Genomic DNA, 14,574 nt, shown 5'->3' with positions numbered 1-14,574 from the left:
ATAATGAGTTTTACGAAAAAACAAGTATCAAATTTTCTAAATGATAAAATTCTCTTTAGATTCACTATTTCTAGCGATTTTATAATTGATTTTCACGAATACAAAGAGTTTTTTACATTTGATGAGCTTGAAAAAATTATAAAAAGTAACCTTACTTATTGGAGTTCAATTTATGACATAGCTCCCAATAATTTTATGTCAAATTGGAAAAATTTGAGCGATAAGTTTAATTTAATAAGAAAATATATCTTCGAGCTTGAAGAATTGAATATCGATAAAATAAATGAACAACTTTACTATAATTTATCAAGTAGTCGTGAATCAATAGAACAAGATAAGATGGTATACATATTATCAATAAGTTCTCCTATTGACAAAGATTCAGAAATTCGTAAACTAAAAAGTTTCGTTTCTTTCTATACTCAACAATCTCAAGACAATCTTAATGAAGCTATCAGAAATTTTATTTATCTCTCTAAGTATAATAATGCTATAGGTAGTTATTTATCAAATACCTCTCAATATGTATTTTATCCAGCACTATATTTACTTAGAAAAAACTTTTCAAACATTAAAGAGAATATATCTGATTTTGAAACAAATATAGTAGCTCCTCTAGCTAGCAAGTTGAAAGATATCTCAGACAACTCCGATGAACAGTATAGAGAAATTACGTCATTCACAGAAGATAAACATAATAAAATTCAGGAACAATTCGATGAAAAAGTTTCTGAGTTTGCTGAATTTCAAAAATCTCTCAACGACTGGCAAAAAGAAAAGCAAAATAAGCTTAAAGATTTAGAGGAAACATATAAAAATAAGCTTTCTCTAGAGGCTCCAGAGCAACTTTGGAATGAGCGTGCTATAGAACATCAAAAGCGAGCTACAAAATGGACATGGTTCCTTATTGGTGCAGTCTTAGCTTTAATATCTGTTTCAGTAATATTAGTTCTCGTGATACACGACTATTCTTTAAATGTTATCAAAAAAGAGATTCCATTCATATCTGAGTCATTTATACTTATTTCGGTCATTTCATTTTTTATCTACATTGTTAGAGTGTTGATAAAGATTGTGATGTCAAATCATCATTTGGCTACTGAATACAGACAAAAAGCAGCTTTGACGAGATTTTATCAATCTCTAACTTATGCTGGAACTGACATCGATAAAGACGAGCGACTAATAATTATTAACTCATTATTTAGTAGAGTTGAAACAGGACTAGTAAAAACAGATACCTCAAATGATAGCGATACAATTTTAGCTATTTTATCAAAGAATATAAAATAAAAACGGCAATTTGCCGTTTTATGCTTTTATAAGGTGTCTGAACTCAGATTTTTTTAGACTGCTGGATGTCATACTTCCTTTCTCCAACTCTTCTCTTTTTAAATACAAGTTATTTAGATTTGACTGGTTTGTCTTGAGCTGTTTGCAAGGCTGTAGCAATGGTATCTGCATACAATTTAGCTCCTGCTTCAATCTTACTATTGTCACTTCCGAAATGGACTTGGTCTGTTCCTGCCCAGATTTCTGGATGTTCCTTAGCAACTTGATTCCAATCTGCTATCGTGATGTAAGGAGTCTTCTCTGCCAATTCTCTCATATAGGCAGCAGCCTTCTCAACGATTGCATAGGTCTCTTTTGTCTTATCTCCTTCATAAGGAGTCACCAAAACCATATGGTGTCCCTTAGGAAGATTTTTCACGATACTGTCCCAATCTTCCTTGTAATTTTCAGGATTATTTACCCCAGTTGCAATAACCACCATCTTTGGTAGAAATTTATTCTGGCTATTATTTAGCATGATTTCATTGGCAGTCTTGGTTGTTCTGCTGACTTGTGCATTAATCTGTGCCCCTGGAAGGGCTGTCTGCAGGGCTGTATTTGCCCTTAAAGCCACTGAGTCACCAATTAACATAGTGCCATCAGCAATTCCTAAACTATCAGCTTCTGCTCGTTCTGCCATCACCTTGGTCTGGCCAAGATTTGTTGCAGCTTGCTTCAAACCATTGACAGTCAGATCTGTCTCAAACGCTCCCACTTGTGGTGCCAAGAAAGTCACTAAGAAGACAATGAAGGCTAAGATTCCTGTACTTGTTGCAAGAATTGCGTGAATATAAGGCAGGGGACGAAGAGTTTGTATAATAGGTGTATTCTTTCCTGCAATCCAAGGTTCCAATACATAGAATGACAGGCTAGCAAAGCCATAAGAAAAAATCAAAGTCAGTAACACAGCAAGAAGATTTGATGTCAACTGTGAGAAAATGATATAGAAAGGCCAATGGAAGAGATAAACCGCATAGCTAGTATCTGCTAAAAAGCTAATCATCTTTGGTTCCTGCACATGAGGTGTCTTTTCATGTAAAACACGCGCTGCAAGGATCATAGCAAGAGCTGCAAGACTGGCAAGCAAGAAGCCTATAAGATAGACAAAAAGATAAGTGAATTTGACAAAGAAGGTCAAAATGAGTAAGAAGCCAAAACCTCCTCCAAAAACTAAAAGGGTCTTGCGTAAATCCCAGATTTTATCCAACTGCTTGACGAGGGAAGTCGTCTGACGAACGCCTACAATAGTTGCTAGCACACTTCCCAAAAAGAATGGATAGACATGAGTTAAACTGGAGAAGTAAACAGAGGAATAAGAGGTTACTAGAAAACTACCAATAAACATGGAGAAGAAGCTGATCAAGAAGGCAACAGCAGATAAGAGAAAGACCATTCCCCTCAACTGACCATTTGATTTAGCCTGTTTGGATAAGAACCAAACTGCTAATCCCCATAGAATATAGTAATGAACCTCCACAGCCAAACTCCAATTATGAACAAACAAATGAGGAATGAACTGAGATTCATAACTCCCACCTGTTAGGAGTTCGTAGAAGTTGGTCATAAAGCCTAAGACACCCGCAATCTGACCTCCAATTCCAGCCACATAGTCTTGGCGAACTAGGAAGGTAAAGGGCATGGTTACTAAGACCATCAAAACCACAGGTGGCACAATCCGATAAAAACGTCTTCTAAAAAATCCTATCAAATCAATCTCATGATTTTTAGAAAATTCTTCGATAAGTAGAGCCGTAATCAGAAATCCTGAAAATGTGAAAAAGACATCTACACCAAAGAATCCTCCAGGAAAGATGGTCTGAAAGAAATGATACAAGAGTACCAGTAGTAAACCTGTAATTCTAATCAAGGAAAACCATTTAATGCGCATACGAGTTTATTCTCCCTTTCATTATACACTTTATTCTATCAAAAAAAGAAGAAAAATCCCAAGAGAAAACTTAGGATTTTTAGCTTATATCAATTCCATTTTAGAAATTACGGCCTGACTTATTATAGCCATATTTTTCCACAAAATACTCACGGAATTCCAAGAGATTGTCATCCATGATGGCTTGTCGCACTTGCTTCATCAGGTTAAGCAAGAAGTAAAGATTGTGGTAGCTAGTCAAGCGGATACCAAAGGTTTCATCAGCCTTGAGCAGGTGACGAAGGTAGGCGCGTGTATAGTTCTTACATGTGTAGCAATCACATTCAGGATCCAGTGGCGTAAAGTCCTCTGCAAACTGAGCATTTTTAACAACTAATCTTCCTTGACTAGTCATACAAGTTCCATTACGAGCGATACGAGTCGGCAAGACACAGTCAAACATATCCACCCCACGAATCACCCCATCAATCAAGCTATCTGGCGCTCCCACCCCCATCAGATAACGAGGTTTATTTTCAGGCAGCAGTTGAGTTGTAAAGTCCAAGACCGCATTCATCTCTTCGTGGGTTTCTCCCACTGCCAAGCCACCGATAGAGTAACCTGGGAAGTCCATGCTGACAAGATCATGAGCCGATTGGCGACGCAGGTCTTCAAATCCTGCCCCCTGCACAATCCCAAACAAACCTTGGTCATGTGGACGACGGTGAGCCTTCAAACCACGCTCAGCCCAACGACTGGTACGCTCGATTGATTTCTTAACGTAGTCATAAGGCTGATAAAACTGAGGACATTCGTCAAAGGACATCATGATGTCTGAGCCCAGATTATTCTGAATAGAGATAGCTTTTTCTGGCGATAAGAACATCTTGGAACCATTGAGATGGTTTTTAAAGGTTACTCCTTCTTCTGTGATATTTCGGCTATCTGCTAAGGAATAAACCTGAAAACCACCACTATCTGTCAAAATAGGCTGGTCCCAATTCATGAACTTGTGGAGACCACCAGCGCGTGCGATGAGTTCATCTCCAGGGCGAAGCCAGAGATGATAGGTGTTTGACAGGATAATTCCCGAACCCATCTCCTTCAATTCTTCAGGTGACTGAGTTTTGACAGTGGCTTGTGTCCCAACTGGCATAAACATAGGCGTTGGGAAGGTACCGTGGGGAGTGATGATTTCTCCCAGACGAGCTCCTGTGTGTTTTTCTTTCTTAATCAAACGATATTTGATTGGTGAATCTGACATTTTTTACCTCCGAAGCTGGGAAAAACAGTCCCAGTTCATACTTTGTGCCCAAGGGCATACTGTATGATTTTATCAAAAAAAGCTGGAACTGTCACGAACTATGGTGTATAATGAGAGAATGAAATACCCAAAAATTGATTTAAAAACCGTTCGTCTGCAAGCCAGACAATTTCAGGCTGAAAATCCCCGCCTCTTTCTCGTCTATCTCTTACCTAGCATGCTGGTTATCTTGTCTGGCTTCCTCAATCCCTTAGAGCGTATCAGCGAAGCAATTTTAGAACAACCCTTTTTAAGCGTGTTTGGCCATGTATTCCAAGCCTACCTTTTTCCTCTATTAGTCTCCTTTATCGGAACTATTCTTCTAACCAGTTCAGTTTATACAACGCTGAAACTCATCAAGAATCCAGATACAGAACTATCAGTCAAAAATAGTCTGGCTCTCTTTAACGAAGAGTACTTTTCACAAACCTTTTTGACTCTCCTTCTCAAACGCTTCTATCTCTTCTTATGGAGCATTCCTAGTTTACTCGGGATTTACTTCCTCTTTTACAGTAGTTTTCTAGCAAAGAAATTCGTTGTCCTTCACCCCGAGTTTCCCAATCTGGATCTCACGTCAATTGAAACCGAGCGTTTCCTCATAACCTTTGGTCTTTACTTTCTAGCAAGTATCCTCTTGATGATTGTCGGAAATAGTCTCTATATTCCACAATACTATGCCTATTCTCAGGTAGAATTTCTCCTCTGTGACACTCTCAACTTGGGACAAGCCAAACCAGGACAAATCCTTAAAACCAGCCGTTTCCTAATGAAAGGTTATAAGGTTCAGCGCTTTGTTCTAGACTTACAACTCCTTCCTTGGTACTTCCTCAATTGGATTACCTTTGGAATTGCTAGTTTTTCACTCCTCCCCTATATTCAAATCAATAAAATAATTTTTTACCGAGCAGTACTAGCTCGAAAACGTCCAAAAGCTTGAAGGTTTCCCCTCAAGTTTTTTTTCGATCAATGAGTTTCTCCGCCTACCAACTTGAGGTCTTGATTTCCATGTTCTATCATGGCGCCGATTGCTGCTTCTATCCCTCGCCTAATATCCACTAAACTCATAGCTGGAGTAGTCGGTCGATTCACCACCTGTTCCATCATATAAGGAATATGCATAAACCCTGCCTTAACATGTGGAAATTTCTTTTCTACTAAATAGAGGGCCTGATACATCAAATGATTGCAGACAAAAGTCCCTGCCGTATTGGAAACAGAGGCCGGTAATCCCTCTTTTTTTATAGCTTGAACCATTGCTTTAATCGGTAAACTACTAAAGTAGGCCGAAGCACCATCTGGACGAATAGGAAGGTCAATCGGTTGATTACCCTCATTATCAGGAATCCGTGCATCGTCTTGATTAATAGCCACTCGCTCAGGTGTCAAGCTAGACCTTCCACCAGCTTGGCCAATACAAAGGACAAAGTCAGGTCGATAACGACTCATCTCTTCTTCCAATACTTGGGCCGATTTGTGAAAGACTGTCGGCACTTCTAGCCAACGAACCTCAGCACCATGGATTTCAGCTGGTAAACCTTTAATGGCCTCCAAAGCTGGATTGACCTTTTCCCCTCCAAAGGGCTCAAAACCTGTCACTAATACTTTCATTTCTAACTCCTCAAAACCAATTCAATGAAACTCTTTTCTTAAAAACAAGTATAACATATTTCCCTTATTCTGGAGTGAAAAGGACTAGCGAGGCTAGGATTGATCTTTGAGTTTATTAAAAAAATAAAATACTAATCAATGCCAAAATAGCTGGACCACCTTGCTTCAAAATAATTTTCTTATCTGCTGTGAGAGAGCCATAAGTCGCAGCCCCAATCACAAATAAGATAAAAATAGTCACAATTTCTAAATTCTGTGAGAAATAAATACCATACAAGAGAAAGACTCCTAGCAAAGCATTATAAATCCCTTGATTTTTAAACAATGAACTTACAGACGGACGAGCCAGTTCTTCCTTTTCCATGTTAAAGACTCGACTAGTCGCATCTGATTGCGTTACAATACTTTCCAAATAAAAAATGTAAAAATGCTCCAAAGCAACGATTGTTGCTAAAATGATTGTAATAATTGACATCTATTTCTCCTTAAATTTCTATATTTTCAATACCCAAAACCAATTTGTTTAATAAACGGCTGAGTTCTGTTCTTTCAGACTCTGTTAAGATACTTTCCATCGCTTCCTTAACCTTGATATGTTTCAGAGGAGGATTCACCACTAACTGCTCCTTGGCATACTTCGTAGCTTCTACCAACACTTCCCGCTGATTTTCAGGATTACGATGACGCTCCACCAAACCTTCCTTTTCCAGAATTTTAAAATGTCGGGTCAAAGCAGCCTGATCAATCTTCAAACGCTCCTGAACCGCTATTTGATTACAAGGGGAATGCTTCAGCAAAAATAATAAAATCTGATACCGTGTCAAACTAATCCCAAGTCTTTTTTCAAACAATTGCGTGCTCGCTTGCTCAGACAAGCGGAGTTGATAAAGTAAATCTTGAATCTCTAACATTTCTTTTCCTTTTTTAATTGATTTATCAATAGTTGACTTATCAAGTATAATGCAAAGTAAAATAGATTGCAAGAATGTTGATTAAAACATTACAAAATGCTAACTTTCAATTTTCCATTCATATTGACAAAGAAAAAACGAACGAGACTCGCTTCCTATCACGAAAGCTAGATCTCATTCGTCAAAATGATATTACAAAGTCTGGTTTATCCATTCATTGAAACGTGAACGTGGTCATAGTGGTTTTCTGTAACGCTACCACGGTCTGGCATTGGGTTCCAAGTATTAGCTGGTCCATATTTGCTATCGAATGGAGCATAGAAACGTTGTCTCCAGATAATGTAACTAATTCCACGGCTGGCCATGTTTTGAATAGCGTATTCCGCAATCTTATCCCCTAGTTCTGAGCTTTCTGGTACCATGAAGTCGATAGCCAAACCTTTTCCGTGATCTCCACTGTCTCCTGGACGGTAACCACTAAAGGATGTGATGCCAAACAAGTTGGCGATTTCTTCTTTAAAGGCAGCTGTTTGTGGTTGGAGGCCTGCATTTTCAGATTTCGCTACCGCAAGTCCAGCATAATCGGGCGCAGCTGGAGCTGCGTAAGTTGTTGAAACTGTTTTCTTCTCTTCTGGTTGATAAGTAGAAACTGCTGTTGTAGCTTCATTTGATGATGCTACTTCTTTTACTTCTTCTGAACTTGTTGCAGTTATTTCGGTTGCTTTTTCTTCTACTGGCGTTGTAGTTGCTTCCACTGTTGAAACAGCTTGTGGACTTGCTTGAGTTTCATCTTTCTCAGCTGGAGTCGTTGCCTGAGGAGTTGCTTCTTCAACTGGACTGGTTGTTTTGACTGTTTGCTCCGTTGACGTAGAAGTGTTTGTAGATGATGCCACTTCTTCTGCAGTAGTCACTGTCTCTGTAACTTCTGAACTTGTTGCTACTTCTTTTGTTCTTGTAGTTTCTACCGCTTTTGGAGCTTCTGCAATCGGTTGAGAGAGGTCTGCAACCTGAACAGTTTGATCATCAACCGTCACTTGATTGGTTGTCAAATCTGCTGTCGCAGTTGTCACTTCTTCACTAGAGTCTGCTTGAGGAGTTTGGATTTCAACTTCTGTTACTTCTTCTGCTTCATTGACAGTCGTTGTCAAAACAGTTTCTGGGAAAATCAAGTCCATATTCGTGATTTTATTCAAATTCGCAAGAACTGTGACATCTACACCCAAGGCTTCTGCAATTGTGCTCAAGGTATCACCATACTGAACGGTATAACTTGTTTTGTTGTCCGTTTTAGTCAAATCATTTTGAATTTGCTCAACACTACGTGCAGTCCAAAGAACTTCTTCTGCTTGAGTTGCCAATACTGGGGCAAATGACAAGGCTACTGTTGAGGCTAATAATATTCTTTTCTTCATTCTTTCAAATTCCTTTCAAATGAGTACCTGTCTATCATAACACAAAAAATGCAGAAAAAAAGCCCTCTCGGGCCTATTTAACAGAACTGTCTATTCCTTGTAACAAACTTGGTTACTTGAAATAGTTTGTTAGGTCTCTGTCACAAAACTGACACAATCTTTTTATCGCTCAGCCTTAAAAAAACGGGAAATATCTGCTAACGCTTGAATTCTGTGATTCCTTTCATAAGTTGAGTCTAAAAAGTTGATACTTTGAATCTTACTATTCTGCGCGAATTCCACATCCAGAGTCCGATCTCCTATATAATAAGTCTTCTCAGGATTCAGCTGATACTTATCTAACAGATAGGTAGCCACTTCCGGATTAGGCTTGCGCGCAAAGCCACTCTGACTGGTTAGAATCTCTGTAAAATAGGGCTCCAAACCCAAGTCTCTGAGAATGGTGAAAGCGTTGTTCCCCTTATGAGTATATATAAACTGCTGAATTCCTGCTTCGTCTGCCCACGCTAGCACATCACGCGCACCTGGCATCAAAACTACCTGAGCATTCTTCTCAGCCAGACTCTGGGCACGCACCTGATTTATCACTTCCACATCCAGCTTTCTCTCTTCTGCCACCTGCACAAGTAAATCCTGCACAGAAAACTTGAGGATAAACTCTCTCACCTGCTCCTTATCATAAGGAATAGAAAACTGAGCAAAAGTTTCCTCAATCCCTGACAAAATTGCTTCGTAAGAGTCCAATAAAGTCCCGTCTAAATCCCAAATAAAAGCTGTTTTTTGCATTTCCTATCCTTTCAAGCTCATATAACGCTGGTAACGATAACGTAGAAATAACCAACGAAAACCATTATCCAAAAGGGTTCCGGCCCAAATACCAGGCAAGCCCCAACCAAGAATAATCCCCATCAGATATCCTGTTCCAATACGGATACACCACATTCCTATACTTGTCGCATAAAAGGGAAGCCGAGCATTGCCCAAACCCTGCCAGACTGCTGTATAGATGACTGTTCCTATCGTCATAGGAGTACCAAGTAGTGAAAACAGTGTCACTAGAACACTAGCCTCAACCGCTAGAGGATCAGTCGTATAGAGATGAGTTAGTGGTACACCCAAGGCATAGATACTGAAGGTCAAGGGTAACATGAGGACCAGAGAAAGCCAAAAGACTTGTTTACTCAAACTTGCGACTCTTTTCCGATCATCCTCTCCAACCGCTCGAGCCACCAGCATGACCGTTGCCGTAGCGACGCCAAAGGCAGGCATGTAGTTAAACTGGGTCAAGACTTCTCCGACCGCATTTCCCGCCACTGCCTCCGTTCCAAAAAAAACGACCAAGGCAATGATAACGACATCACCAGCCCGCATCATAAGCCGCTCTCCAGCTGCTGGCAAAGCTAAAGTCAATAGTTCCTTATCTAAACCAAAAGTCGGTTTCTCAAAAGGCAACTTTAATTGCGACCACAAAATCACAAGACCTACCAAACGAGACAGAATTGTCCCCCAAGCAACACCAGCTATCCCCATATCCAGAACAAAAATAGCTAGACTTGAAAAAAGAATATTCAAGGCATTGGATAAAAAACTAACATAGAGAGGCAAACGTGGATTATGCGTTGCACGAATCAAGGCTCCCAGACTCGTCATCAAACCTAAGAGAACAATCGATCCACCTACCAAAGATAGGTAGAGGCCTCCACTCTCAGCTACATCTCTCTCTGTCCCCAAAAGTCCTATCATCTCTTGCCCAGCTAAGATGGATAAAGCTCCTAAAAGAAAACTTAATAATAATGTAATCTTCAAGGACTCGGTCACATGGTAAGCTAGCATAGATTGATCCTTCTGCCCCAAACTTTTTGAAATAACACTGGAAATAGCAGCTCCCAGAGCAATGAAAATCGCCTGATAAATGGTGATAATATTGCCAGCTACTGATACGCCTGAAATGGCTATCAATCCTAAATGAGCAATCAAATAACTGTCCACCATCCCCATGAACATCTGCAAAAAGTTTTCGCCCATAGCTGGCAAAGCAATATTAAGAATGTCTTTATTTTTCTTAAACAATCCTTCCTCCTGATGAAAAGAAACTCAGTTGGTTTCCCAACCGAGTTTACTCCCTCTGTCTTAAAGTCCTAGATAAGCCTCAACCGCTGCTTGCATGTCAGCAGCCGCCACAGTTGTCTTATGACGAACTGGAGCTATTTCAAGGCCATCAACTGCTGGCGGCACTGCCACTCCTGAAATATCATGTAATTGAGCCAAGGCTTCAAAGTCGCCAAGCCCTGATTTTCCAGTTACGGCTTCTACTGCAACCACTGGGAACTTGTATGGACTCGCTGTTGAAGCAATCACTGTCTTAGTCACATCGCCAGTAGCAGCTTGGTATTTCTTATAAACTGCCGAGGCAACCGCCGTATGTGGATCCTCGATATAAGAATCTGACTCATAAACACGCTTGATTTCTGCTGCCGTCTCTTCCTCAGTCGCATATTCAGCTGCAAAGAGGTCCAAAATCTCTGCATCAAAATTAGTCAACTCATATTGACCTTGCGTATTCAAGGCATTCATAAGTTCAGCTGTCTTAACTGCATCATTCCCCAAAAGATGGAAAATCAGGCGCTCCAAGTTTGAAGATACTAAGATATCCATAGATGGGCTAGTTGTTACCTTAAACTCACGCTTCTTATCATAAACACGTGTCTTGAAGAAGTCTGTCAAAACATTGTTATCATTTGAAGCACAGATCAATTTACCAACTGGTAGACCAATTTGTTTGGCATAAAAGGCAGCCAAGATATTTCCAAAGTTTCCAGTCGGCACTGTGAAGTTAACCTTATCACCAACCACAATCTCACCCATCTTAATCAACTGAGCATAGGCATAAACATAATAAACAATCTGTGGCACCAGACGACCAATGTTCATAGAGTTAGCTGATGAAAATTGCAACTTGTTGGTAGCCAATTTTTCACGAAGAGCCACGTCGTTAAACATGTGCTTCACATTTGTTTGGGCATCATCAAAGTTACCGTCTATAGCGATAACATGAGTATTGTCGCCAGTCTGAGTGGTCATTTGTAACTCTTGTACCTTGCTGACACCATTCTTTGGATAAAAGACGATAATCTCAGTACCAGGCACATCCGCAAAGCCCGCCATAGCAGCTTTCCCAGTATCGCCAGATGTCGCTGTTAAGATGACAATCTTATTCTCCAAACCATGTTTCTTAGCCGCAGTCGTCATAAAGTATGGCAAGATAGACAAGGCCATATCTTTAAAAGCAATCGTTGAACCATGGAAAAGTTCCAAGTTGTATTGCCCGTCTAATTTCACTAATGGCGCGATAGCTGGAGTATCAAATTTGCTATCGTAGGCATTGTTGATACAGTAGTCCAACTCCTCAGCTGTAAAGTCATCTAAAAATGCTGACAAAACTAACTTAGCTACTTCTTGGTAAGAAGCATCTTTCAATTTGTCAAAGTCCAAATCTATCTTTGGATAAGTAAGCGGTGTAAATAAACCGCCGTCCGTCGCCAAACCTTGCAAAATAGCTTGGCTAGCAGTTACTGTATTGTTGGCATCACGCGTTGATTGATAAACTAATGTCATTACTCTCTATCCTTTATCTATAGTCTCTTCCATTATATCATGATTTTTCAGAAAATTCTCCCTTTATAAGAGAAATTATAGGCTCAATTCTTCTTTCAAAGGCTGTAAATAGGTCATTTCTTGCTTATTTCTCATCTCCAGTCCTTCCTCAGCTAGTAGTAGTAAGTCTTTGGAAAACTCTATAATCGCAGTTTTCTCCTCATATGTTAGCTTTTTCTTAGAAAATTGTCGTCTTAAAAGCTTATAATTTCGCCCAAATTCTTTAAAGAAAGGTGCTGTTTCTGAGTAAGCTTCTAACTTATCTAAATTGACCAACAATCCCAAGTGAAAAGCTGCTGAAGCGAAGGTTCTATCTAGAGATTGAGTACACACACTACGAAACTCAACTGTTCCGCGAGTCGTTAAGTCTTGGTACTGATAACTACGATGGGTTTCAAAATCCTTCTCTTGAGGATAAATAATAATCTCATCCCCATTAAGATTAAATGCTTGGATTTCAGTTGTAGCCAAATAGTCCCTTGCCTGAATCGGATAAAAATAATAGGTTTGCCCATCGCGTTCCGCAGTAAAAATTGCAGAATGATCTAGATAATCAAAAAAATCATCCTCATCTTTAAAGAGGCTAGCATTGACACCAACATTCTCTGGATAGATACCATGCATAGATTCTTCCCAGAAAATATCTCTTGAGATTTTTGTATCCCAATCAGCACCTGTAAACTCAGAATTTGCAAATAAATAAGCCTTAGCCCCTTCAATTTGGGTAAAAGCATTAATCACTCGTAAGTAGTTAGACTTTGAAACATCCAACTGAACCTGACTCCCACAAATAAACGCTCCGTATTCAGGGAAATGATGTAAGTCTGATTTAGTCATATTTCTACTCAAATTCAAATAGTCCATCAACATCTGATAGCGTGGGTAAGCCACTGGACAATTCTCATTTTTATCCCAGTTGGGATGAATACCACAGCCAACAATAGCATGATTTAATTCAGCTAACTTCTTCTGGATTGCTGTCATATAAATACTAAAACGTTCTTCAACCTCTTGTATCGTTTCAGCCTTACCAAATGCAAACTCAATCGTAGTATAGGAAACTTCAAATAAAATAGCATCCTGACTTACTGACTCCACTAACTGAATAGGAGTCCCAAAATCATCTACCTTTTCGACAGTAAAATCCAAAGCAGAAACTAAATATCGGAATAAGTGTTTGATAACTTCAACATCTGTGGCATCCCCTTCCAAATTTACAACAGGATATTCCAGTTCAATCCCGACAAACAATTCAGGATTTTCTTTAATATTTTTCAAATACCGATGTTTTAATAAATCGATAGAACGAGACATACTTCCCTACACTTTCATAATCTAAATAAAATTTGAATAACTATCATTATACCAAAAATAATATAAAAAAGGAACGAAGATTTACAACGTTCCTTAACTCTATACTATACCGGCGGCCGGGGTCGAACCGGCACGTCCTTGCGGACACTGGATTTTGAGTCCAGCGCGTCTGCCAATTCCGCCACGCCGGCAAATAGTAACTGGGGTAGCTGGATTCGAACCAACGCATGAGGGAGTCAAAGTCCCTTGCCTTACCGCTTGGCTATACCCCAATAATATAAAATAAAATAGGCGAGTGATGGGGATCGAACCCACGCATGCCAGAGCCACAATCTGGTGTGTTAACCACTTCACCACACCCGCCATAATTCTATTAACACGGGCAGTAGGAATTGAACCCACACTGAAGGTTTTGGAGACCTTAGTTCTACCTTTAAACTATGCCCGTAAAATGGAAGGGGAGGGATTCGAACCCCCGAACCCGAAGGAGCGGATTTACAGTCCGCCGCGTTTAGCCTCTTCGCTACCCTTCCAAAATATATAAATGGCGCGAGACGGAATCGAACCGCCGACACATGGAGCTTCAATCCATTGCTCTACCAACTGAGCTACCGAGCCTTATTGCGGGAGCAGGATTTGAACCTACGACCTTCGGGTTATGAGCCCGACGAGCTACCGAGCTGCTCCATCCCGCGTTAATACAAAAGGAGGATGTGGGATTCGAACCCACGCACGCTTTTACACGCCTGACGGTTTTCAAGACCGTTCCCTTCAGCCGGACTTGGGTAATCCTCCAAAATAGTTTATACGGGAACAAACCCGTGTCCTCTTAGTGAAAAGATAATGTTTCAATTCTCTAGTAATGGACTAAACACTATGGGCACGAGTGGACTCGAACCACCGACCTCACGCTTATCAGGCGTGCGCTCTAACCACCTGAGCTACGCGCCCAAGTTAAAAACTTGGTAAAAAGAACAAAGTTCAAAGCGGGTGACGAGAATCGAACTCGCGACAACAGCTTGGAAGGCTGTAGTTTTACCACTAAACTACACCCGCTTAAATGGGAGTTAACGGGATCGAACCGCTGACCCTCTGCTTGTAAGGCAGATGCTCTCCCAGCTGAGCTAAACTCCCTAGAGCTAAGCGACTTCCATATCTCACAGGGGGCAACCC

General features: G+C 40.2%; 12 protein-coding genes and 11 tRNA genes. 2 read left to right on the top strand and 21 right to left on the bottom strand.

All coding sequences use genetic code 11. From position 1 onward, the window contains the following. Positions 1 to 3 precede the first annotated feature (3 nt). Positions 4 to 1,293, top strand: a complete 1,290-nt coding sequence (locus K4Z77_RS07035; protein WP_125453043.1) for a DUF6161 domain-containing protein — start codon at positions 4 to 6, stop codon at positions 1,291 to 1,293. 109 nt (positions 1,294 to 1,402) lie between these two features. On the opposite strand, the gene K4Z77_RS07030 is transcribed toward K4Z77_RS07035, so the two are convergent. Both K4Z77_RS07030 and tgt read right to left on the bottom strand, forming a co-directional pair. Next, positions 1,403 to 3,220 (bottom strand): acyltransferase family protein, encoded by a 1,818-nt coding sequence (locus tag K4Z77_RS07030; protein ID WP_224218883.1) that lies wholly within the window; start codon positions 3,218 to 3,220, stop codon positions 1,403 to 1,405. A gap of 100 nt (positions 3,221 to 3,320) precedes the next feature. Beyond that, positions 3,321 to 4,463, bottom strand: coding sequence for a tRNA guanosine(34) transglycosylase Tgt (gene tgt, locus K4Z77_RS07025; RefSeq protein ID WP_001285237.1), 1,143 nt, complete (start codon positions 4,461 to 4,463; stop codon positions 3,321 to 3,323). 118 nt (positions 4,464 to 4,581) lie between these two features. Here tgt and K4Z77_RS07020 point away from each other — a divergent pair, with 118 nt between their 5' ends. After that, positions 4,582 to 5,439, top strand: a complete 858-nt coding sequence (locus K4Z77_RS07020; RefSeq protein ID WP_224218882.1) for a DUF975 family protein — start codon at positions 4,582 to 4,584, stop codon at positions 5,437 to 5,439. 26 nt (positions 5,440 to 5,465) lie between these two features. Here the strand turns inward: K4Z77_RS07020 and pcp are convergent, their stop codons facing one another. The 19 genes from pcp to K4Z77_RS06925 all read right to left on the bottom strand — a co-directional run bounded on the left by pcp (position 5,466) and on the right by K4Z77_RS06925 (position 14,535). Next, on the bottom strand, positions 5,466 to 6,110 hold the full coding sequence (gene pcp / locus K4Z77_RS07015; protein WP_224218881.1) for a pyroglutamyl-peptidase I: 645 nt from the start codon (positions 6,108 to 6,110) through the stop codon (positions 5,466 to 5,468). Between the two features lie 115 nt (positions 6,111 to 6,225). Beyond that, on the bottom strand, positions 6,226 to 6,585 hold the full coding sequence (locus K4Z77_RS07010; protein ID WP_224218880.1) for a DUF1304 domain-containing protein: 360 nt from the start codon (positions 6,583 to 6,585) through the stop codon (positions 6,226 to 6,228). A gap of 10 nt (positions 6,586 to 6,595) precedes the next feature. Continuing rightward, a complete protein-coding gene (locus K4Z77_RS07005; protein ID WP_194250513.1) occupies positions 6,596 to 7,021 on the bottom strand; it encodes a MarR family winged helix-turn-helix transcriptional regulator in 426 nt (141 codons plus the stop codon). Between the two features lie 206 nt (positions 7,022 to 7,227). Beyond that, on the bottom strand, positions 7,228 to 8,433 hold the full coding sequence (locus tag K4Z77_RS07000) for a LysM peptidoglycan-binding domain-containing protein (protein WP_224218879.1): 1,206 nt from the start codon (positions 8,431 to 8,433) through the stop codon (positions 7,228 to 7,230). A gap of 162 nt (positions 8,434 to 8,595) precedes the next feature. Beyond that, the gene (locus K4Z77_RS06995) at positions 8,596 to 9,219 is read right to left on the bottom strand and encodes an HAD family hydrolase (protein WP_224218878.1); all 624 of its coding nucleotides are present in this window, start codon (positions 9,217 to 9,219) and stop codon (positions 8,596 to 8,598) included. Positions 9,220 to 9,222: 3 nt separating this feature from the next. After that, entirely contained in the window at positions 9,223 to 10,503 is a 1,281-nt protein-coding gene (locus tag K4Z77_RS06990) for an MATE family efflux transporter (protein WP_224218877.1), read from the bottom strand. Between the two features lie 60 nt (positions 10,504 to 10,563). Beyond that, positions 10,564 to 12,048 carry a threonine synthase gene (gene thrC / locus K4Z77_RS06985; RefSeq protein WP_224218876.1) on the bottom strand — a complete coding sequence of 495 codons (1,485 nt, stop codon included), beginning with the start codon at positions 12,046 to 12,048 and terminating at the stop codon, positions 10,564 to 10,566. A gap of 75 nt (positions 12,049 to 12,123) precedes the next feature. Continuing rightward, entirely contained in the window at positions 12,124 to 13,401 is a 1,278-nt protein-coding gene (locus tag K4Z77_RS06980; protein ID WP_224218875.1) for a glutamate-cysteine ligase family protein, read from the bottom strand. 107 nt (positions 13,402 to 13,508) lie between these two features. Next, positions 13,509 to 13,592, bottom strand: a tRNA-Leu gene (locus tag K4Z77_RS06975). A gap of 9 nt (positions 13,593 to 13,601) precedes the next feature. Further along, positions 13,602 to 13,673: transfer RNA gene (locus tag K4Z77_RS06970), tRNA-Gln, on the bottom strand. A gap of 18 nt (positions 13,674 to 13,691) precedes the next feature. Then, positions 13,692 to 13,764 (bottom strand) — tRNA-His (locus K4Z77_RS06965). 14 nt (positions 13,765 to 13,778) lie between these two features. Next, a tRNA-Trp gene (locus tag K4Z77_RS06960) sits at positions 13,779 to 13,849 on the bottom strand. A 4-nt stretch (positions 13,850 to 13,853) separates the two neighbouring features. Continuing rightward, positions 13,854 to 13,934: transfer RNA gene (locus K4Z77_RS06955), tRNA-Tyr, on the bottom strand. A 12-nt stretch (positions 13,935 to 13,946) separates the two neighbouring features. Beyond that, a tRNA-Phe gene (locus K4Z77_RS06950) sits at positions 13,947 to 14,019 on the bottom strand. A gap of 3 nt (positions 14,020 to 14,022) precedes the next feature. Continuing rightward, positions 14,023 to 14,096 (bottom strand) — tRNA-Met (locus K4Z77_RS06945). Positions 14,097 to 14,106: 10 nt separating this feature from the next. Then, positions 14,107 to 14,196: transfer RNA gene (locus K4Z77_RS06940), tRNA-Ser, on the bottom strand. Between the two features lie 82 nt (positions 14,197 to 14,278). Continuing rightward, positions 14,279 to 14,352 (bottom strand) — tRNA-Ile (locus K4Z77_RS06935). 34 nt (positions 14,353 to 14,386) lie between these two features. Further along, positions 14,387 to 14,457: transfer RNA gene (locus K4Z77_RS06930), tRNA-Gly, on the bottom strand. A 5-nt stretch (positions 14,458 to 14,462) separates the two neighbouring features. Then, positions 14,463 to 14,535: transfer RNA gene (locus K4Z77_RS06925), tRNA-Val, on the bottom strand. Positions 14,536 to 14,574: the final 39 nt, after the last annotated feature.

The sequence above is a fragment of the Streptococcus mitis subsp. hohhotensis genome (genome assembly GCF_020089495.2).
Lineage (GTDB): Bacteria > Bacillota > Bacilli > Lactobacillales > Streptococcaceae > Streptococcus > Streptococcus hohhotensis.
Note: the sequence above shows the minus strand (reverse complement) of the source record. Positions and strands in the feature narration are given on the sequence as shown.